Below are 18,983 nucleotides of genomic sequence, written 5' to 3'. Positions count from 1 at the left end.
GCGCCTGCCCGTCCTGCGCCGCCTGCCTCCCTCCGACGCCGCCGGAGAGGGCCCGTACACGGGCGGTGGCGGCCCCCTATCGGCTGGGCGGCGGCCCTTTTTCCCCCCGACCAGGGGCCGGAGGACGAGGATCGTTGCCCCAACGGTCACCGGACTGGGGGGTCGATCGCCGCCCCGGGCCATGGCCGTAACTACCCACCAGCGCCCCCTGTGGGGGCTTTTTCAGGTGCCCGGCAGCAACTGGGAACGCCGTTGACGGAGGTTTCGGTGGCGTGGATGATCCGTTGGAGCCGCGTCGGACGTCGTGACGCGTGCCCGGCCGGCCTCGAGACCCGACAGGAGTTCTCATGCTCAATGAGTTCAGTTACGACTTGGGGCAGTGGGACATCTCTCGCTTCCGGGAGCGCCCGCCGCAGGACACCTTCACGGCCTTCGACCTGGAATGGCATCTGCTCCCCGACGTATGGCCGGGGAACGCGGTCGCCACGAAGCTCTTCACGTCCTGGCTGCCCTACTCGGAGGTCGACAGTTTCCTCGAGGTCGGCTGCGGTGCCGGCGTGACGGCCGTCATCGCCGCGATGCGGGGCTGTTCGCGGGTCTGTGCCCTCGACATCAATCCGGCGGCGGCCGAGACGGCCCAACTGAACGCGACGCGGCATGGTGTGGGCGACAAGGTCACCACGCTGACCAGCGATCTGTTCTCCGCGCTCGACGAAGGCACGACGTTCGACCTCATCTACTGGAACTCACCGTTCGTCGAGGCACCGGTCGAGCACGAGTACCGAAGCCAGATCGATTACGCGGCCTTCGACGCCGACTACAAGATGCACGAGGCGTTCTTCGCCGCCCTCGAGCGGCACATGTCCGAGACCACGCGTGTCTTCCTGGGCTTCAGCGAGACCCTCGGAAATCCGCAGCGCCTCCACGAGTTGGCCGCGCGGTCGGGGTTCACCGCGTCCGTGTACCGCAGGGACACGTTCGACCTCCCCGCCGACTACGCGGGTCCCCGCAGCGGCGACGGCGAGGGCGACGGCCTCACGTCTTTGGTGTACGTGCTCTACGAGTTCCGGCGCACCGCTCCCGCCGCCTAGGCCCGGCCCGGCTCCCACAGCCTGAACTGTGGGTCGGCGGTGCCCGTGGCGAGGATCCCGCGGAACTGTTCGGCGATGTCCCGTGCCGTCGCCGCCTCGAAGAGGTCGGCGTTGTATTCGAGGCGTCCCGAGCAGCCCTTGCCCGAGCGCGTGACGGTCAAGGAGAGGTCGGCCTTCGCCGTTGCGGTGTCGCCGAACTCACCGCGCACCGCGCAGCCGGACAGGGTGAGGCCACGCCCCGCGCCGCCGTCCGCCTGGGCCGCCCCCTCCTCCTGGGCCATCTCCTGGTAGCCCAGCATCAGTTGGAATACGGGGTTGAAGGCCGGGTCGCGTACCGGCTTCAGCTCGTCCACCAGCAGGTCGAACGGCACGGCCTGGTGGGCCATCGCGCGGCGGCTCTCGTCACGGGCCCGGTGCACGAGTTCCTCGAAGGTGGGGTGCCCCGTCACGTCGACGCGGTGGACGAGGGTGTTCACGAACATGCCGATCATCCGGTGGTGGCTCTCGCGCTGCCGGGACGTCACCGGCACCCCGATCACCGCGTCGGTGCCGCCGCGCAGCCGCACGAGGGCCGCGTACACCGCCAGCAGCACGGCGAACGGCGTCGCCCGGCACGCCTTGGCGAGCGTCACCATCCGATCCGTCACCTCCGGCTCGACGGTGAAGCGCACATGCCCGCCGAACACCCCCTGGAAGGCGGGGCGTTCGCGGTCGGCCGGGAGGGTCGCGGGGGCAGGAACTCCCGCGAGGTGAGCGCGCCAGTGATCGATCAGCGGTCCGGTTCTCGTCCGGGTCAGTCGGGCCGTCTGCCACGCGGCGAAGTCGGCGTACTGCTCGTCGAGGGGGCTGAGCCCGGACGGTTCCCCTCGCCGTGCCGCCCGGTAGCAGGCCGACAGTTCGCGTTCCAGGATCTGCAACGACCCGCCGTCGCAGGCGATGTGATGGAGAGTCAGGCACAGATGATGTCGGGTGGGGGCAGTGCGCAGGAGCAACGGCCTGATGACCGGTCCCGCCGCCAGGTCGAACGGACGCCTGCCCTCCGCGACGGCCCGGCGGCGCGCCTCCGCGTCCGGGTCCGCCTCCCGGTCCGCGTCCGGGGTCGTGCCCGGGTCCGCGTGCCCCGAGACGTCCTCGACGGGGACGTTCACCGTCTCGGCGGGGCGGACGACCTGGCGCACGGTGCCCGCCCGTATCCGGTAGACGGTCCGCAGCACCTCGTGCCTGCGGACCACCTCGCTCAGGGCACCCTCCAGCGCCGCGACGTCGAGGTCGCCGTCCACTGCGTAGATCAGGGGGACGTTGTAGACAGCCGTTCCTGGCCGGAACCTGTCGATGATCCACAACTTCCTTTGGGCGTGCGAGACTTCGTGGTCATCGTTCACGGGAGACCTCGGCGGCCAAGGTGAGCACGGTCGGGTCGTAGAGGAACGTCCCGAGGTCCACATCCGCGTCGAACGTGTCGTTGATCCGGGACACCAGCCGCATGGCGAGCAGCGAGTGCCCGCCGAGCGAGAAGAAGTCGTCGGTCAGGCCGACGGACGCGAGGCCCAGGATGTCGGCGGTGGTCGCCACGAGGCGGCGCTCGAGGTCGGTGCGAGGTGCTTCGGCGCCGGTGTCGGTGTCGGGGGCGGCCACCGGCAGCGCCTGGAGGGCGAGACGGTCGATCTTTCCTGCGGAGGTCAGGGGCAGTTGGGGCGTGCGGAGGAAGACGGACGGGATCATCCACTCGGGCAGCACGCCCGCGAGGAACTCGCGCAGTCCGTCGAGGGTGCCGTCGGCCGCGGCGGGCACGGTGTGGGCCACCAGGCGGCGGTCACCGGTGGACTCGTCCACGGTGACCGCCGCCTGCCGGATGCCGGGGTGGGTGGCGAGGACGGCTTCCACTTCGCCGGGCTCGACGCGGTAGCCGCGGATCTTGACCTGGTTGTCGACGCGTCCGACGAAGTCGAGGGTTCCGTCGGCGCGGGCCCTGACCAGGTCGCCGGTTCGGTACATCACGGATTCGTCCTCGTCGGCGAAGGGGTCGGACAGGAAGCGTTCCCGGGTCTCGTCGGGACGCCCCACGTAACCCCTGCCGACGCCGGGGCCGCCGATGAAGAGTTCGCCCACCGTGCCCTCGGACACCGGCTCCAGGTCCTCGCCGAGGACGTAGCAGGAGGTGTTCGCGATCGGTCCGCCGATGGGTACGGACGTCGCGTCGTCGGGGACGGTGTCGACCGGGCCGCATACCGCGAAGACGGTCGTCTCGGTGGGGCCGTAGCCGTTGACGAAGCGGTCGGGCCGGTCGGCGGGGGCCCTTGAGGCGAGCTGGCGGGCACGGGCGACGTTGAGCACGTCGCCGCCCACGACGAGGTTGCGCAGGCCGCCGAAGCTGTCCGGCCGGTCGGCCATGACCTCGGTGAACAGGGCCGAGGTCAGGACCAGGGTGGTGACGCGGTGCGTGTCCAGCGTCCGCTTCAGCTCGCCGGGCGCGAGGACCACCTCGCGGGGGACGACGACGAGGGTGGCGCCGTTGAGGAGGGCTCCCCAGATCTCGTAGGTGAAGGCGTCGAAGGACGGGTCCGCCACCTGCGCGATGCGCTCGTCGGGGCCGAGGGGGGCGACGTCGCCTTCGCAGACGAGCCGCAGCACGGACCGGTGTTCGACCATCACGCCCTTGGGCCTGCCGGTGGATCCCGAGGTGAACAGGACGTACGCGAGGGAACGCGGCCCCGCCACCGGCTCGACGCCACCGTCCGTGCCCCCCGCGACGGCTGCCCGGACGTCCTGCGCGCGCACGACGACGCTCGCGCCCGCGTCGACCAGCATGTCCTCCTGACGGCGACGCGGGTATGCGGGATTGACGGGGACGTAGGCGCCCCCGGCCTTGAGCACGGCGAGGAAGGCGGTGACCATCTCATGGCCCCGGTCGAGGAGGACGCCCACCCGGCTCTCGTCGCCGACGCCCCGCTCGCGCAGCAGGCGGGCGATCCGGTCGGAGCGCCGGTCGAGTTCGGCGTAGGTGAGGGAGTGCGCGCCGTCCACGACGGCCACCTCGTCGGGGCGGGCCCGCACGTGTTCGGCGAAGCGCTCGGGGATGGTCGAGTCCGCGGGGTAGGGGGTCGCGGCGCCACGCAGCAGGGCCATGTCAGCTCCTCCAGTTGCTGGTTCGGGTGGTCGCTCCGGTCCCGGTCGGCCGGGGTACGGGGTTCAGGACGTACCGGGGGCGGGGTTCACGGCGTACCGGTACGCGCGGCCCGAAGGGCCAGGGCCCTCAGCGCCCGACGATCGGTCTTGCCATTGGTGTTGAGGGGAAGGGTCGCCAGGTGCAGGAAGCGCCGGGGCACGAGATGGACCGGGAGACTCGCCCGCAGGGCGCGGACCAGATCGCGGGGCGGTACGGCCTCGCCGGTGTAGCAGGCGACCAGTTCGGCGATGTCGGAGCGGCGCACCGCGGTCACGACGACGTCCTGGATCTGGGGCAGTCGGCGCATGGCCGCCTCCACGTCGCCGGGTTCCACGCGCAGGCCGCGGATCTTCACCTGGTCGTCCAGGCGTGCCAGGTGGACGAGTTGGCCGTCCTCGAAGGCGACCCGGTCGCCGGTGCGGAAGAAGTGCTCGGGTCCCGGGCGTCCGCCGTCCCCCGGGCCGAGGAAGCGTCCGGTGTCGTCCCGGGGGTCCACGTAGCCGTCGAAGCGCTGGGGGCCGCGTACGCACAACTCACCGGTGGCCGCGTCGTGCAGTGGCTCCAGGTGGTCGAAGACCTGGCCGATGGGGACGGTGCCGTTGGAGGTACGGGGCCACTGGGCGGGGTCGCGGGGCAGCCGGTAGGCGGCGCAGGCGACGGCGGTCTCGCTCGGCCCGTAGACGTTGTCGATACGGGAGCCGGGGGCGACGGCATGCCAGGCGCGCGCCTGGTCGAGGGTGAACTGCTCGCCGCCGAAGGCGCTGAAGCGCAGGGTGGTGATCTCACCTGGCGGGGTGATCTCACCGGGCGGGGCGGCCCCGGTGGTCGGCCCGGTGGGCAGCCGGCCGAGCTGGGCGCTGACGGAGACGGCGGACGGCACGGAGAACCAGTGGGTCAGGGCACGCCGCGCCACGTAGTCGACGGGGCTGAACATCTCGCCGCGGTCGGGCACGACCAGGACGGCGCCGCCGGCCCAGGTGACGAAGAGGTCGTACACGGACGGGTCGAAGCTCAGATCGAAGGTGTGCGACATGCGGCATCCGGGTCCGACCTCGAAGCGGGCGAGGCACTCGCGGACGAAGGGCAGGACGTGCCGGTGCCGCAGCGGCATGCCCTTGGGGCGTCCGGTGGTGCCGGAGGTGAACAGGACATAAGCGGTGGCGTCGGGGTCGGGGCGGTACGGCGGCAGCGTGCCGCCCGGCGCGGCGGCCAGCGCGTCGTCGTCGGTGAGCGACAGGACCGGGAGGCCGTCGGCCCACGCGTGGTCGCCTCGGCGCACGGCGGGGTCGGCCACGACGACGTCCACGGCGGCCTGTTCCCTGACGCGGGCGAGCCGGTCGTCGGGGTGCTCGGGGTTGAGGGGCACGACGGCCGCGCCGAGCCGGAGCGTGGCCAGATAGCCGACGAAGGCGACCGCGCTGCGGGTGGCGAGGAGCCCCACGCGCGCGGTGGTCGGCCCCAGGGTCCTGATCCGCAGCGCGAGGGCGTCGGCGGCCTGTCGCAGCTCGCCGTAGGTGAGGGTGCGGCCGGGCAGTTCGACGGCCGGCGCGTCCGGCAGGCGCTCGGCGGTATCGGCGAACACCTCGTACAGGGTGCCGCTCGCCGGATGAAGGTGGCTGCTCACGGGGTGAAGGACGCTGTTCACCGGTCCCCCGCGAGGAGCTCCGCCTGAGCGCGCACGGTCGGGTGCTGGAAGAGGTCCGCGACCGGCAGCGGGCGCCCCACGACGTCCTCGAGCTGCTCGGAGAGCATCACCAGGAGCAGCGAGTTCCCGCCGGCCTCGAAGAAGCCCACGTCCAGCGGTACGTCGTCGGGATCGACCACCAGGGTCTCGGCCCAGGCGTCGCGCACCACGCGCAGGGTGTCGTCCTCGGTCATCGTTCCTCCGGTGGCGCGGTCAAGGCGGCGAGGCGCAGGTGCGGGTCGGCGGCCACGGCGGCCAGGAGTTCCTCGTAGCGGCGGGCCGCCCACGCGACGGTCTCGGCGTCGAACAACTCGTGGTCGTACTCCCAGACGAGCTCGATGTCCCGCTCGGTGTTCTCGGCCTTGCCCACCGCCTGCTCGGCCCTCGGGATCGCGACGACGCTGAGGTCGAACTTGGCGCTGCCGTTGGAGACGCCGACGGTCACCGAGACGTCGAGTCCCGGCATCGTCATGGCACCCAGCGGCGAGTCGTGGAAGGCGAACATGACCTCGGACAGCGGCTGTCGGCCCGGGACGCGGGGCGGCCGCAGTGCCGCGACCACCTGGTCGAAGGGGAGCTCCTGGTGCTGGACCGCGCCGAGCGTGGTCGCGCGTACGCGGGTGAGCACTTCCCGGAACGTGAGGGCGTCGCGGAGGTCGGCCCGGAGCGCGACGGTGTTCACGAGCATGCCGAGGAGGTTCTGGGTCTCGGGGCGGCCGCGGCCCGCGATGCCGGTCCCCAGACAGAAGTCGTCCTTGCCGGACCAGCCGTGCAGCAGGACCTGGAAGGCGGCGAGCATCACCGTGAACAGGGAGACGCGTTCGCGGCGGGCGAGGTCGCGGACCTCGTCGGCGACGCGGGCCGGGACGGTGACGCGCAGGGTGTCGCCGGTGAACCGGCGGCGGGCGGTGCGCGGCCGGTCGGTGGGCAGGTCGAAGTAGGGCGGTACGCCGTCGAGTTGCTGGGTCCAGAACGCCCGTTGCCGCTCGGCGTCCGCCGACTGGAGCCACTCGCGCTGCCAGACGGCGTAGTCGGCGAACTGGAGGGCGGGTTCGGGCAGCGGCGACGGCAGGCCCTGCGCGTAGGCCCCGTACAGGGCGCACAGTTCCTCGACGAAGACGTTGAAGCCCCAGCCGTCGTGGATCAGGTGGTGTTCGAGGTGGAGCAGGACGTGCCGGTCGGACCCGGTGCGCAGCAGCCGCCAGTTGACCAGCGGGAGCCGGTCGAAGGGGATGTCGACGCGGACGGCCTCGCGCACCACCGCGCGGGCGGCTTCCTCGGGGTCGGCGGCATCGCACAGGTCCTCGACGGGCAGCTCGACGGGGAACGGCGGGTGGACGATCTGCCGAGGCCCGTCCCGGCCGTCGGCGAAGGTCGTGCGGTAGACCTCGTGGCGCCTGACCACCTCGGTGAGCGCTTGCGCGAGGGCGGTGGCGTCGAGCGCTCCGTTCAGTTCGAAGGTCGCCTGGAACTGATAGGCGCGCATGCCCCGGTTGAGGTGCAGCAGGAACCAGAGTCGCTCCTGCGAGCGCGACAGCGGAACGGGGTCCGGGTGGGGGCCGGTGCGGAACGCGGGCGCCGACCTGTCGGTGCGTGTGGTGCGACTCTCGGTGCGTGTGGTCCCACTGTCGGTGCGTGTGGTCCGACCGCTCACTGGTGCGCTCCCCCTTGCCCCTTCTACACCTTCTGTCTCTTCTGACTCTTCTGCCCCTTCGGCTTCCTGCGGCGCACGGTCCTTCACTCCCATCGCACGGCACTCCAATCGATCTCGACTCCGGCGGCCCACAACCGGCCTGCCGCGCCGAGCAGCAGCTCGCTTTCCCCACGGCTCTCGAACTGGCCGGGCATCGTCTGCACCACCAGGGCGGCGGCATCCGCGGGGCGCCCGGGATGGGCGAGCGCGAGGCGGGAGAGCGCCTGGCCCGGCCCCAGTTCGACCAGCATCGGGTCGGGCAGCCGCCACACCTCGGCCAGTTGATCGGCGAACCGGATGGTGCGGCTCAGCTGCCGGGCCCAGTAGCCCGGGTCGGTGGCCTCGTCGGCGCGCAGCCAGGTGCCGGTGGCGTTGGAGAGCACGGGCAGGCGGGGCGCCACGATCGGCATCGTCGCGATGAGGGCTTCGAGGGGTTCGGTCAGGGGCCGGGTCATCGTGGAGTGGAAGGCGTGGGTGGTCGCGAGGCGGCGGCACGCCACCCCTTGTGCGGTGAGGGCCTTGGCGCTCTCCTCGACGGCCTCGACCGGGCCGGAGAGCACGGTCTGTTCGGCGCTGTTGAGCGCGGCGAGCGACACCTCGGGCGCGAGGTGCGGGGTGACCTCGTCGGCCCCGGCCGTGACGGCGAGCATCGCCCCGTGCGGCAGCTCATCCACGAGCCGGGCGCGGCTCGCGACCAGGTGCAGCGCGTCCTCGAGGGAGAAGATCCCGGCGACGCAGGCGGCGACGTACTCGCCGACGCTGTACCCGGCCAGCGCGGTCGGCTCGGCGCCGAGGTCCGACAGGGCCCGCGACAGCGCGTACTGCATCGCGAAGAGCAACGGCTGGGCGACGACCGTGCGTTGGATCTCCTGGGGCTTCTCGCGCCGTTCGAAGAGGGCCGCGAGGTCGGGGCGTGCGTCGACGGCCGTCGTGTCGGCCTCCGGCGGGAAGAGCGCGGGGCGCAGGTCGAGGTCGTGGTCGGTGGCGAGCAGCCGCAGACAGCGGTCGAGTTCACGGCGGAAGGCGGGCACGCACCGGTACAGGTCGGCGCCCAGGCCCGGGTACTGGTCGCCGACCCCGGAGAACAGGAAGACGCGGGAGGCGCGGGCTCCGGGGCCCGCGGTGAACACGCGGCGGGGGTCGCGTCGGCGCAGCCACCGTGCCGCGTCGGCCGCCGAGGTGGCGACGAGCACGCGGCGTACGGTTCCCGGGGGCGCCGCGGCCGCGGGGAGGTCCGCGGCGGGGGCGGCGGCGCCGTCCTCCAGGGTGTCGAGCTGGTCGGCGAGTGCGTCGCTGGCCCGTTCGAGGGCGTCCGGTGTCGGTGAGGTGAGGATCAGCAGGCGGGGCGGTCCGCTCATCGGGCCACCGCCTTGCGGACATGGGCGGGCCAGCGGGCGGGGTCGACGCCGTGGCGGCAGAGGAAAGCGTAGGTGAGGCGTTCGAGGCCGAACCCGGCGCAACCGGTGAACACGGGCTGCTGGTCCGCGTCGTGGATGCCGAACGACGTCCCGAAGAACTGCTCGTGGTAGTTGAAGGAGCCGACGGCCACGTCCCGTTCGTCGTCCAGGGGCAGCCGCAGTTCGTACTTCATCTCCAGGAGCCGCTGGGACCAGGCACGGACGGCCGCGGACTCGTGGAGGAAGAACGGGTCCCCCGCGACCTCGCACCGGCCGCCGAGCCCGAGGGACTCCGTCAAGGCGTACGCGCGTTCCATCAGCCGGGCCCGGGAGGCGAGGACGAAGCCGGGGGTGCCGAGGAAGACGATCTCGCGGATGGTGAAGTCCCAGAGCCGTTCCAGGGAGCGGCGGTAGCGGGACTCGTACCGGAACGACTTGCCGCGGGAGGTGACCACCGTGTTCGGTCCTGGCGGCGGGCCGTCGGCGTACTGGTGGTAGGTGTGGAAGCACATGGTGGGCGGCAGGACGTGGTCGACGGTGCCGGTGTGCTCGCTCAGGGCCGCGGCGAGAGCGGCGTCTTCACCGCCACCGTCCCCTTGGGTCAGCGTGTCCCGAAAGGCGCGGTAGGTGTCGACGTCGCCGTGCAATCGCGAGACCAGCATGAGGAGTTGGGGGAAGGAGTCGAAGTAGCCGGTCCGGCGCAGCGCGGGGGCGGACATCAGGGTCGGGTAGCGGAACTCGTGGGCGTCGAACTCCTCCAGGACGAGGGCGCGTATCTCGGCGTCGAGGTGGTCCATCAGGGACAGGACGGGTTCGCCGAGCGCGATCTGCCCCTCCCCCAGCTCGGCGGCGACGCCCCGCGCCAGGAGTTCGGGGAAGACGTCCCGGACCGGGCCGCCCTCGGCGGAGCGCCACACCACCTTCGGCCGTACCTGACGCTGGCTCAGGACGTCGTTGGCGACGACCAGATGGAGCTTACGGGTGAGGGCGTCGAGGTCGGCCGTCGCCGCGTCCTGGGTGGTGACGTCGACCGCGGTGACGGTGTCCCCGGAGCGGATCAGCGTGAAGTCGGTGATCCGGTCGGAGACGAAGTAGACCCGCTTGGCCAGTTCGTCGGCGAGTGCGGCGGGGACCGGGGCGTCGAGCGGTATCAGGGTCATCGCGGCTCCCGGGTCGACAACGCGCCGCGTACACCGATGAGTTCACCGAGGATGCCGCGCTGCACGGCGTTGGTCCCTGCGTAGATGGGTCCGGCCAGCGCGTCGCGCAGTTCCCGCTCGAAGCCCTCCTCGGTGAGGTAGCCGCGGGCGCCGTGCACCTCGACGGCCGCCATGGCGGTCCGCACCAGGCTCTCACTGACGAAGATCTTGGCCATGGTGGCGTCCAGGAGCGCGAGACGCCCCTCGCGCTTCAGCCAGCCGACCTTGTACAGGAGCATCCGCGCCAGTTCGAGACGGATCTTCATGTCGGCTATCTCGTGGGAGACGGCCTGGAAGTTTCCGATCGAACGTCCGAACTGCTCGCGGGAGTTGGCATGGCGCACGGAGGCGTCGAGGAGCCGCTCCATGACTCCGATCTGCGGCGCGAACATGAACGAACGCTCCCACTCGATGGACGAGGTGAAGACGCCGTATCCGCCTCCCACCCGGCCGAGGACGTTCGCGGCGGGCACCGGCGTCCCGTCGAACTCGATCACGCCCATCGGTGTGGACCGCAGGCCCATCTTGGACAGTTCGGCCTTCTTGACGACGCCGGGCAGGTCGGCGGTGACGACGAACGCGGTGAGCTGGTCCTGCTTCCTGCCGTCGTCGCCGGTGCGGGCGAGGACGACGAAGACGTCGGCCACCGGTCCGTTGCTGATGAAGCACTTGGTGCCCGTGAGCCGGTACACGTCGCCGTCGCGGCGCGCCGTGGTGGTGATGTCGAGCAGGTCGGAGCCGGCCTCGGGTTCGGACAGCGCCTGGGCGCCGATGAGGGTACCGGCGCACAGCGACGGCAGGTAGGCGCGCTTCACCTCCTCGCTGCCGTGGAGCAGCAGATGAATGGTGCAGGCCCACAGGTGGTTGTTGACGGCGAAGACGAGGCCGTTGTCCCGGCATCCGTAGCCGAGTGCCTCCAGGGCGATCATCGTGGTCAGCGGGTCGAGGCCGCCGCCTCCGTACTCCTTCGGCACGGGCCAGCCGAGCACGCCGAACGCGGCGCAGCGCTCCCAGTCGGCGCGCGGGAAGCGGGCGTCGCGGTCGTCGGCCGGGGTGTCCTTGCCGAGCTCCCGCTCGGCGAAGGCGATGACGTCCTTGCGCAACCGGCGCTGCTCCGGGCTCAGTTCGAAGTCCACGCCCCACCTCCGACGCCCGCGCGCTTGCCGTCCACGTACGCCGCGACGGCATCGATCGACGAGAAGTTCACGAAGTCGAGGTCCTCACCGCTGACCACCAGGTCGAAGGTCTCCTCGACCCACATGACGAGCTGGACGGCGAAGAGCGAGGTCGCGTATCCGCTCGCGAAGAGGTCCACGTCGTCGTCCACGGGCTGCTCGCCGACGTGCAGGCCGATGAACGCGCGGATCAGTTGCTTGTCGTCCTCAGTCATGCCGTCGTTCTCCCGACTCGTCGGAACTCTCGGAACTCTTGCGACTCTCGGAACTCTTGGGACTCATGGCTCTGGGGGTGTCGTAGCGGTGGAAGCCCCTGCCCGTCTTCCTGCCGAGGAGCCCCGCGTCGACCAGCTTGCGCAGCAGCGGGGACGGGCGGTACTTGGGGTCGTCGAAGCTGTCGACCAGGACGTCGAGCGAGAACAGCACCGTGTCGAGGCCGATGAGGTCGGCGGTCGCCAGCGGCCCCATGGCGTGCCCGAAGCACTCCGTGAACAGACGGTCGATCTCGGCGGCTCCCGCGACGCCTTCGTGGAGCAGGAAGATCGCCTCGTTGACGGTGAGCATCAGGACCCGGTTGGTCACGAAACCCGGTGAGTCCGCGACGACGATGTGCCGTTTCCCCACGCGATCCAGGAGGTCCTGGGTGCGCGCCAGGGTCTCGTCGGAGGTGTGGTGACCGCGGATCAGCTCCACGGTGGGCTTGGTGGGCGCCGGGTTCATGAAGTGCGTACCGATCACCCGGTCGGGCCGCCCGGTGGCGGAGGCGACCCGGGTGATGGGGATCGCGGAGGTGTTGACGCCGAAGGGCACGTCGGGTGCGCACAGGGAGTCGAGTTCGCCGTAGAGAGAACGCTTGAGGTCCCAGTTCTCGGTGGTGTTCTCGAAGAGGAAGTCGACGCCCCGCACCTCCTTCAGGTCCGTGGTGAACGTGATCCGCCCCACGACCTCCTCCGGCGCCCGGGTCGGTGTCCCGGGGCGCAGCATCCGCGTGAAGCGGACGTCCCGGCCGATCTCGGTCCGCGCGGAGTCGAGGACCTCGTCCACGACGTCCACCAGAACGATGTGGTGCCCCTGCTCGGCGAAGAGCTGCGCGACTCCACGGCCCATGGTGCCGGCGCCCACGACGCCTATTCGCTCCACTCCGTGCCTCCATTCGTCTCGTCGAGAAGTGCTCCGGAACGCGTCAGGACGGTCTCCCGGACCAGGCTCAGGGCCTCGGTCCGGCTGTCGCGGAAGTAGAAGTGACCGCCCGGCACGAGCCGGATGTCGGTGGGCCCCGTGGTGTGCCGGGACCAGCCGCCGATGGTGTCGGCGCCCGGCTCGTCCGTCCCGGCGAACGCGGTGACCGGGCAGGTCAGCGGGGCGTCCGCGGTGGGCAGGTAACTCCCCAGGAGCGCGAAGTCGGTGCGGAAGCTGTTGAGGGCGTCGGCCCTCAGGTCCGGGTGGGCGCGCAGATGGTCGAGGGGCTCGCCCCAGCGCCGTTCGATCTCGCTCAGGAGCGCTTCGTCGGGCAGCAGATGGACGGGCTCGCCGAACACCGGCAGGGGTGGCGCCGGGCACGAGGAGACGATGAGGCGGTCGGGGCCTCGTCGGCCGCGGCGGCGCAACTCCTGCGCCGTCTCGAAGGCGAGCAGCGCACCGAGGCTGTGCCCGAAGAGGACGAACGGTCCGTCGCCGTCGAAGGGGACGGCGGTCACCAGGGCGTCGACCAGCGGGCCGACGTGCGAGAAGGGTGGTTCGTCCTGGCGGGTGGTGCGGCCGGGCAGATGGACTCCCCAGACCTGTACGTCCGGCAGGTCGTCGGCCCAGCGCACGTACTCCCCGGGCGATCCGCCGGCGTGCGGGAAGCAGAAGAGGGAGACGGCGGCGTCCGGTCGGCGGTGCCTGCGCACCGTCCAGGCGCTCATCGGGCGCTCTGTGCGGTCAGGCGCTCCGCTATGAGCGCGGCGAGCTGCTGGGCGGTCGGGGCCTGGAACAGGGTGCGGGGCACCAGTTCCACGGAGAAGACCTCGTGGGCGCGCGCGACGAGCTTGGCGGCGATGAGGGAGTCACCGCCGAGGTCGAAGAAGCTCTCGTCCGGCTCCACGCAGGGCAGTTCGAGGATCTCCGCGAAGAGGGCGGCCACCTGGTCGACGTTGCCGCTGTCACCTGTCGGGGTCGGTGCCGATGCCGGTGTCGTCTCTTGTAGCGGCTCCGGGGACGTGGCGGGAGACGGGCCGGGCCGCTGCGCGGTGGCCGGAAAGGCGTCGTCCGTCTCCACCGTGTAGCGCTCTCCCGCGAAGGGATAGGCCGGGAGCGCGACGCGCTCGGGCGTGGCGTCGTGCAGTGCTGCCCAGTCGACGGGGGCGCCCGCGAGCCACAGGCGTCCGACGGCGTCGAGCGCGGCCCGTTCGTCGGTGGGGGTCCGCTCGACGCACAGGTCGAGGGCGATGCCGCGCGGACCGCGCGCGCCGGTCCGGTGCTCCACGCTGTACGGGGCCTCCACACCGGACGAGTCCTTCACACCGGACGAGGCCTCCATACCGTACGAATCCTGCGCACCGTACGAATCCTGCTCGTCTCCTGAGGTGTCGGGCCTGCCCAGGAGCGTGGCCCAGTACGCGGGATCGACCGCCTCGTCCGACGTGACCCGCGCCGGCATCCCCTCCCGCGCGACCCAGAGCGGCAGTTCGGGCGCCCGGGGGCCGACCAGCTGGACCGACTCCTCCAACTGCTGCGGCTTCTCCGCTGTTTTCGCCAGCAGTCGTCCCGCCTCCGCCGCGTCGAACACCCCGGCCACCACGGCCGCCGCCAACACCCCGGCCACGCCCTCGCCGGAAACCGAGGCAGGTGCGACGCCGCGCCGCCGCCACAGCTGGGCGAGCGCGTACCGAGTGGCGAACCCGACGATCCGCGCGGGGGCGGCCCCCTCGAAGACGTCGCCGACCGCACACGCGTCCACGGCGCTCCGGAACGTCGGCTCGGCCGCGTACAACTGGGCGGCGGCGTCCCGCTCCCGCGCCGCGTCGGCGCCGGTCACCGGCGTGCACCGGAAGACCACCGGCTTCGGCGCGCCAACTCCGGTTTCTGTGTCGGTGTCGGCAGTGCCGACGAGCCGTTCCGGCAGCTCTCCGGAGAGCACGCGTACGGCGTCGTCGACACCGTCCACGACCGCGAACCGCCGTCGTGGGTGCTCCGTACGCCCTGTCTGGAGCGTCCAGGCCAGACCTGCGGCCGGCGTCCCGGGGAGCACCCGCAGATGCTCCGCGAGACGGGCGACGCTCTGTTCGAGCGCGGCCGGGGTCTTCGCCGACAGCGGGAGGATGTGCCAGGAGCGGCCGGGCGGCGGCGCGGTCTCCCGGGTGGGGGGCTGCTCCAGGACGACATGCGCGTTGGTGCCGCCGAGGCTGAAGGAGCTGACTCCGGCGCGGCGCGGCATTCCCTCGGGCCGCCACTCCCGCAGCTGCGTGACGACGCGGAAGGGGCTCGCCCCGAAGTCGATGTGCGGGTTGGGGGTGGTGAAGTGCAGGCTCGGTGGCAGCAGGCCGTGCTTGAGGGCCAGGACCGTCTTGATCAGCCCGGCGGCACCGGCCGCGGCGTCCGTGTGTCCGATGCCGGTCTTCACCGAGCCGATTGCGCAGGGGGCGCCGCGCTCACCGCCGCGCCGGAACGCCTTGGTGAGCGCCGCGATCTCGACGGGGTCGCCCAGCGGCGTACCGGTGCCGTGCGCCTCCACATAGGTGCAGGTGGCCGGATCGATGTCGGCGGCGCGCTGGGCGGCCTCGATCACGGCGGCCTGTCCTTCGACGCCCGGGGCGGCGAACCCCATGCGGTCGGCGCCGTCGTTGTTGACCGCGCTGCCCAGGACGACCGCGTCGATCCGGTCCCCGTCGGCCAGCGCCCGGTCGAGGCGTTTCAGTACGACGAGACCGACACCGTCGGCTCCCACCGCCCCGCCCGCTTCGGCGTCGAACGCGCGGCAGACGCCGTCCGGCGCCTGAATGCCCGCCTCGGTCGCCTCGTCCGGCACGAACGGGAAGCGCACCGTCGCTCCCCCGGCGAGCGCCAGGTCGCAGTCGCCCGCGAGCAGGCCCTGTACCGCCAGGTGCACGGAGACCAGGGAGGTGGCGCAGCCCGCCTGGACGGCCACGGTGGGGCCGCGCAGGCCGAGCTTGTAGGCGACGCGGCTGCACAGGAAGTCGGCGCCGTTGCCCATCCGGATCTCGTACGCCGACACCGGTGACTTCTGTGCCCGTCGGGCGGCGAGGACGTGCGCGTAGGCGTTGTCGCTGCCGCCCCCGTACACGCCGACGGTCCCCGGGTGGCGGGCCGCGTCCACGCCCGCGTTCTCCAGGGCCTCCACCGCGCACTCCAGGAAGGCCCGGTGCTGCGGATTGACGAGGCGGGCCTCGCGCGGGGACATGCCGAAGTAGTCGGCGTCGAAGCGCTCGGGATCGTCGAGGAGTCCGCGCGCCGCGATGCCGCGCGGGCCGGTCACGCGGGTGACCGCGTCACGGCCCTCGACCAGGTTGCGCCAGAATTCGTCGGCATTCCTCGCTCCGGGAAAACGGCAGGCCATACCGATGACGGCGACGGGGACGGTCCTGTTTTCCGGGTGCGGCTGACGCACGACATCGGTGTTCCGGCCCTGAATTGCCACTGACCGTCCAATCTCTTGCTGATGCGATCAACCGCCCTGCAATCGGGACCGTACCGCCAAGTGCCGGAGAATCGAAGGGATTCCAAACCGCTTGACATACGTCCTTTGACGCAACTGGACACATGGGCGCGGGACGGGTAGACCAACAATGTGATGCCTCTGGCAGGCCGGAATGACGTACTCAGCGCGTCTGACTCTGTTTTGGAGGAAAATTACTGGTGTTCGCAGAATTCATCGCTCCGCTCACTCCGGAGCAGTTCTTCTCGGACCACTGGCCCGACGCCCCGTACGCGGGACCGCCCGCCGCGCTCCCCGAGCGGCTCCTCGACGCGGTACCCGAACTGGGCAGCGCCGAGGCGGTGCTGAGGTCCTTCGGCGGCACCGTCTCCCTCATCCAGCGCAACGGCCCGCATGCGCGCGTGCCGCGCGGCAGCGACGCGCTGCCGATGTACCGGGCGGGGTTCACCTGCTACATGCGCCACGTGGAGCGGGAGTTCGTCGGCCTGGCCGAGCTCATCGACGATGCGGGGTCGCGGCTGGGACTGCCGCCCGACTGCATCTCCTGCGAGATCTTCTGCTCGGCGGACCGGAGCGGTGTGCCCCTGCACAGCGACTTCGACGTGAACTTCGCGCTCCTCCTGTCCGGCTCCAAGCGGTGGCGCCTCGCCCCGAACACGAGCATCGAGAACCAGACGAAGATGTGCTTCGCGCGCGACCGCAAGCAGGCGGACGACCGCCAACTCACCTATGCGCACGCCCCGTTGCCCGAGCGCATGCCGGACGACGCACGTGAGGTCACGATGGAGGCCGGCGGGCTGCTGTTCCTGCCACGCGGCTGGTGGCACGAGACGTACTCGACCGGTGCCTGCATGCAGCTGAACCTCGTGGTCAAGGGACCGCACTGGGGCCGCGTGTTCAGCGGCGCTCTGGAGGAGCGACTGCTCGAAGCAGCCGACTGGCGGGAGTTCGCGTACGGGGTGTCGGCGCCCGACGGCCCCGGGCACGACGCGGCTGTGGACCGCCTCGCCGACCTGATCACCGGCCTCCAGAAGTCCCTGGCCGGCGAGGACCCCCGCGCCCTGGCAGCCGAACTCGCCGCGTCGTTCCGGGCCGCCGCCCCGCGCCCGTCCGGCGGCTGACTCCGGCCTCGAAGGCATCGAACGTCCGATGGCCCAGCGCGTGTGCGCTGGGCCATCGGACGTTCGAGGGTGCCGCACGACGGGCGCGCGGCAGGCGCTCAGCGCTTCACCGTGCCCGCACGCAGCCGGTCGATCATGTGCCGCGTCATCTCGACCGGGCTGTCGTCGCGGGCAGCGGCGCGGCTCTGCGGCAGTTCCTTGTTGCGCAGTTCCACCGTCGCGTTCCATTCCTCGCGGCCCGCGAAGGGGATCGTCTCGCCCTCCTGGTAGGCGGGGAAGGGGCGGTAAGAGTTGAGGGCTGCGGGGTCGCTCCCCCGGACGAGCAGCGGGTCGAGGTAGAGGCCCTCGCTGTGGATCCGCGTGCTGGTGGAGATGTAGCCGATGTCGAGGCCGCAGCGGCGCTTCGCGGAGGTGTTCGCTTCCGAGCAGTGCAACAGGTTCGGGTGGTGGATCGAGACGTCGCCCGGCTGGAGCTCGATGTCCACGACGCCACGCTCGTCGGCCCACTCCCGCACCACGGTCTCGTCGGCCGTGGAGAACAGCATGTTGTCCTTGTCGGTCCGCACCGACGGCTTGTGCAGCGGCAGTCGGTGGCTGCCGGGGATCATGCGCAGGCAGCCGTTCTCCGTGGTGCTCTCGTCGATGGCGAGCCACACCGTGAGGGCTTCCATCGGGCTCAACGTCCAGTAGGCGCCGTCCTGGTGCCACAGGACGGGCTGGCCGTCGTGGGGCGGCTTGCAGATGTAGTGGGCGGTGAAGCAGGCCAGGTTCTCGCCGAGGAAGAACTCCCCGATGTCCACGAGCAGCGGCTCCGAGACCAGGCGCGCCCAGAAGGCGTCGTTGCGTATCAGGGGATGGTGGAAGTGCTCGGGGCGCAGGTCCGGGTACTTTCGGATCAGCCACTCGACGTGGCCGCGTGCCTCTTCCAGGAGATCCGGCGGCAGGACGTCACGGATGATGGCGAAACCCTGGTCCTGGTATTCCGCCGCGGCCTTCTCAAGGACACGCCGGTTGAGTGTGTGCATCTGTCAGCTCCTCGTGAGATGTGCCAGGTACTGCTTTCCGTGCCGCACCAGTTCGTGGACTCGCCACGCTGTCCCGTCCGCCAGTGATTCGAGTTCCTCCGCGGACGCGTAGAGGTAGTCGAACCAGGGCGTGGACGTCACGCCGTCCCTGATGCGCAGCCGCTGCTGGCCTGCCAGTCGGCCCGCGGCGAGATTGCGTTCCCGGTAGGCGCGGTTCCAAGCGCTCGACAGCGCGTTCGGGTCGACGCTCACGCCGAGGAGCGAGCCGCCGGGCCGGGTCACGGCGGCCAGGCGTCGCAGAATGTCCCCGGCCTTGTCGCGGTTGCCCAGGAGCCCGATGTTCTGGCCGCCGAGCAGCACGGTGTCGAAGCCGCCGATGTCGGGCGTGAGGGTCTCGACGGTGGTGGTGAGCGTCTCCACGCCCCGCAGACGGGCGATGTCGGCGGCGCCGGGCGAGGACTCGACGCCGAGCACCTGGTGGCCCTGTTCCTGCAGGTGAGTCGCGTGTCGGCCGGGCCCGCACCCGACGTCGAGGACCCGCTGTCCGGCCCGCTCGCAGAGCTGTTGTTCGAGCGGGGCCCACTCGGCGTACGGCGCGAAGTACCGGTGGACGTCGTTGGCCGTGATCAGGCCGTCGTCGCGCTCGATGATCTCGTAGGCGACGCCCGGTCGGGCACCTGCCTCCCAGGCCTCACGGACGGCGTCGCCGAAGGGGTCCCCGCCGGTGACGAGATCGAGGGTGGAGTGAACACTCACGGTGATTCTCCCGCGTGAT

General features: G+C 71.4%; 16 protein-coding genes. 2 read left to right on the top strand and 14 right to left on the bottom strand.

Features of this window, described 5'->3' with window-relative positions:
* Positions 1-347 precede the first annotated feature (347 nt).
* Positions 348-1,091 (top strand): methyltransferase, encoded by a 744-nt coding sequence (locus AB0B50_RS25195; protein ID WP_362336092.1) that lies wholly within the window; start codon positions 348-350, stop codon positions 1,089-1,091.
* Here the strand turns inward: AB0B50_RS25195 and AB0B50_RS25190 are convergent.
* The 12 genes from AB0B50_RS25190 to AB0B50_RS25135 all read right to left on the bottom strand — a co-directional run bounded on the left by AB0B50_RS25190 (position 1,088) and on the right by AB0B50_RS25135 (position 16,014).
* Complete coding sequence (locus AB0B50_RS25190) at positions 1,088-2,473, bottom strand: condensation domain-containing protein (RefSeq protein ID WP_362336089.1); 1,386 nt, start codon at positions 2,471-2,473, stop codon at positions 1,088-1,090. The genes AB0B50_RS25195 and AB0B50_RS25190 overlap by 4 nt on opposite strands.
* Positions 2,463-4,217 (bottom strand): non-ribosomal peptide synthetase, encoded by a 1,755-nt coding sequence (locus tag AB0B50_RS25185; RefSeq protein ID WP_362336086.1) that lies wholly within the window; start codon positions 4,215-4,217, stop codon positions 2,463-2,465. Before AB0B50_RS25185 ends, AB0B50_RS25190 begins: the two co-directional genes overlap by 11 nt.
* Positions 4,218-4,303: 86 nt before the next feature.
* Positions 4,304-5,881 carry an AMP-binding protein gene (locus AB0B50_RS25180; RefSeq protein WP_362336083.1) on the bottom strand — a complete coding sequence of 526 codons (1,578 nt, stop codon included), beginning with the start codon at positions 5,879-5,881 and terminating at the stop codon, positions 4,304-4,306.
* Between the two features lie 17 nt (positions 5,882-5,898).
* Positions 5,899-6,135 (bottom strand): acyl carrier protein, encoded by a 237-nt coding sequence (locus tag AB0B50_RS25175; RefSeq protein ID WP_362336080.1) that lies wholly within the window; start codon positions 6,133-6,135, stop codon positions 5,899-5,901.
* Positions 6,132-7,595 carry a condensation domain-containing protein gene (locus tag AB0B50_RS25170; RefSeq protein ID WP_362336077.1) on the bottom strand — a complete coding sequence of 488 codons (1,464 nt, stop codon included), beginning with the start codon at positions 7,593-7,595 and terminating at the stop codon, positions 6,132-6,134. The genes AB0B50_RS25175 and AB0B50_RS25170 overlap by 4 nt, the downstream gene beginning before the upstream one ends.
* A gap of 83 nt (positions 7,596-7,678) precedes the next feature.
* Positions 7,679-8,992 (bottom strand): acyltransferase domain-containing protein, encoded by a 1,314-nt coding sequence (locus tag AB0B50_RS25165; RefSeq protein WP_362336074.1) that lies wholly within the window; start codon positions 8,990-8,992, stop codon positions 7,679-7,681.
* Complete coding sequence (locus AB0B50_RS25160) at positions 8,989-10,191, bottom strand: hypothetical protein (protein ID WP_362336071.1); 1,203 nt, start codon at positions 10,189-10,191, stop codon at positions 8,989-8,991. The genes AB0B50_RS25165 and AB0B50_RS25160 overlap by 4 nt, the downstream gene beginning before the upstream one ends.
* Positions 10,188-11,366, bottom strand: coding sequence for an acyl-CoA dehydrogenase family protein (locus AB0B50_RS25155; protein WP_362336068.1), 1,179 nt, complete (start codon positions 11,364-11,366; stop codon positions 10,188-10,190). Before AB0B50_RS25155 ends, AB0B50_RS25160 begins: the two co-directional genes overlap by 4 nt.
* A complete protein-coding gene (locus AB0B50_RS25150) occupies positions 11,351-11,620 on the bottom strand; it encodes a phosphopantetheine-binding protein (RefSeq protein WP_362336065.1) in 270 nt (89 codons plus the stop codon). Before AB0B50_RS25150 ends, AB0B50_RS25155 begins: the two co-directional genes overlap by 16 nt.
* Positions 11,613-12,545: a 3-hydroxyacyl-CoA dehydrogenase NAD-binding domain-containing protein gene (locus AB0B50_RS25145; protein ID WP_362336062.1), complete on the bottom strand. Its 933-nt coding sequence runs from the start codon at positions 12,543-12,545 to the stop codon at positions 11,613-11,615. Before AB0B50_RS25145 ends, AB0B50_RS25150 begins: the two co-directional genes overlap by 8 nt.
* Positions 12,533-13,312: an alpha/beta fold hydrolase gene (locus tag AB0B50_RS25140; RefSeq protein WP_362336059.1), complete on the bottom strand. Its 780-nt coding sequence runs from the start codon at positions 13,310-13,312 to the stop codon at positions 12,533-12,535. Before AB0B50_RS25140 ends, AB0B50_RS25145 begins: the two co-directional genes overlap by 13 nt.
* Positions 13,309-16,014: a beta-ketoacyl synthase N-terminal-like domain-containing protein gene (locus AB0B50_RS25135; protein WP_362336056.1), complete on the bottom strand. Its 2,706-nt coding sequence runs from the start codon at positions 16,012-16,014 to the stop codon at positions 13,309-13,311. Before AB0B50_RS25135 ends, AB0B50_RS25140 begins: the two co-directional genes overlap by 4 nt.
* A gap of 248 nt (positions 16,015-16,262) precedes the next feature.
* On the opposite strand from AB0B50_RS25135, the gene AB0B50_RS25130 reads away from it, so the two are divergent.
* Positions 16,263-17,183 (top strand): cupin-like domain-containing protein, encoded by a 921-nt coding sequence (locus AB0B50_RS25130; protein ID WP_362336053.1) that lies wholly within the window; start codon positions 16,263-16,265, stop codon positions 17,181-17,183.
* A gap of 98 nt (positions 17,184-17,281) precedes the next feature.
* Here AB0B50_RS25130 and AB0B50_RS25125 read toward each other — a convergent pair whose 3' ends face one another.
* The gene (locus AB0B50_RS25125) at positions 17,282-18,208 is read right to left on the bottom strand and encodes a phytanoyl-CoA dioxygenase family protein (protein WP_362336051.1); all 927 of its coding nucleotides are present in this window, start codon (positions 18,206-18,208) and stop codon (positions 17,282-17,284) included.
* A gap of 3 nt (positions 18,209-18,211) precedes the next feature.
* Positions 18,212-18,964 (bottom strand): class I SAM-dependent methyltransferase, encoded by a 753-nt coding sequence (locus AB0B50_RS25120; RefSeq protein WP_362336048.1) that lies wholly within the window; start codon positions 18,962-18,964, stop codon positions 18,212-18,214.
* Positions 18,965-18,983 lie beyond the last annotated feature (19 nt).

Origin of the sequence: Streptomyces sp. NPDC041068 (genome assembly GCF_040647455.1) — a bacterium.
GTDB lineage: Bacteria > Actinomycetota > Actinomycetes > Streptomycetales > Streptomycetaceae > Streptomyces.
The sequence above is the reverse complement of the archived record's forward strand: the minus strand, read 5'-3'. Positions and strand labels throughout refer to the sequence as shown.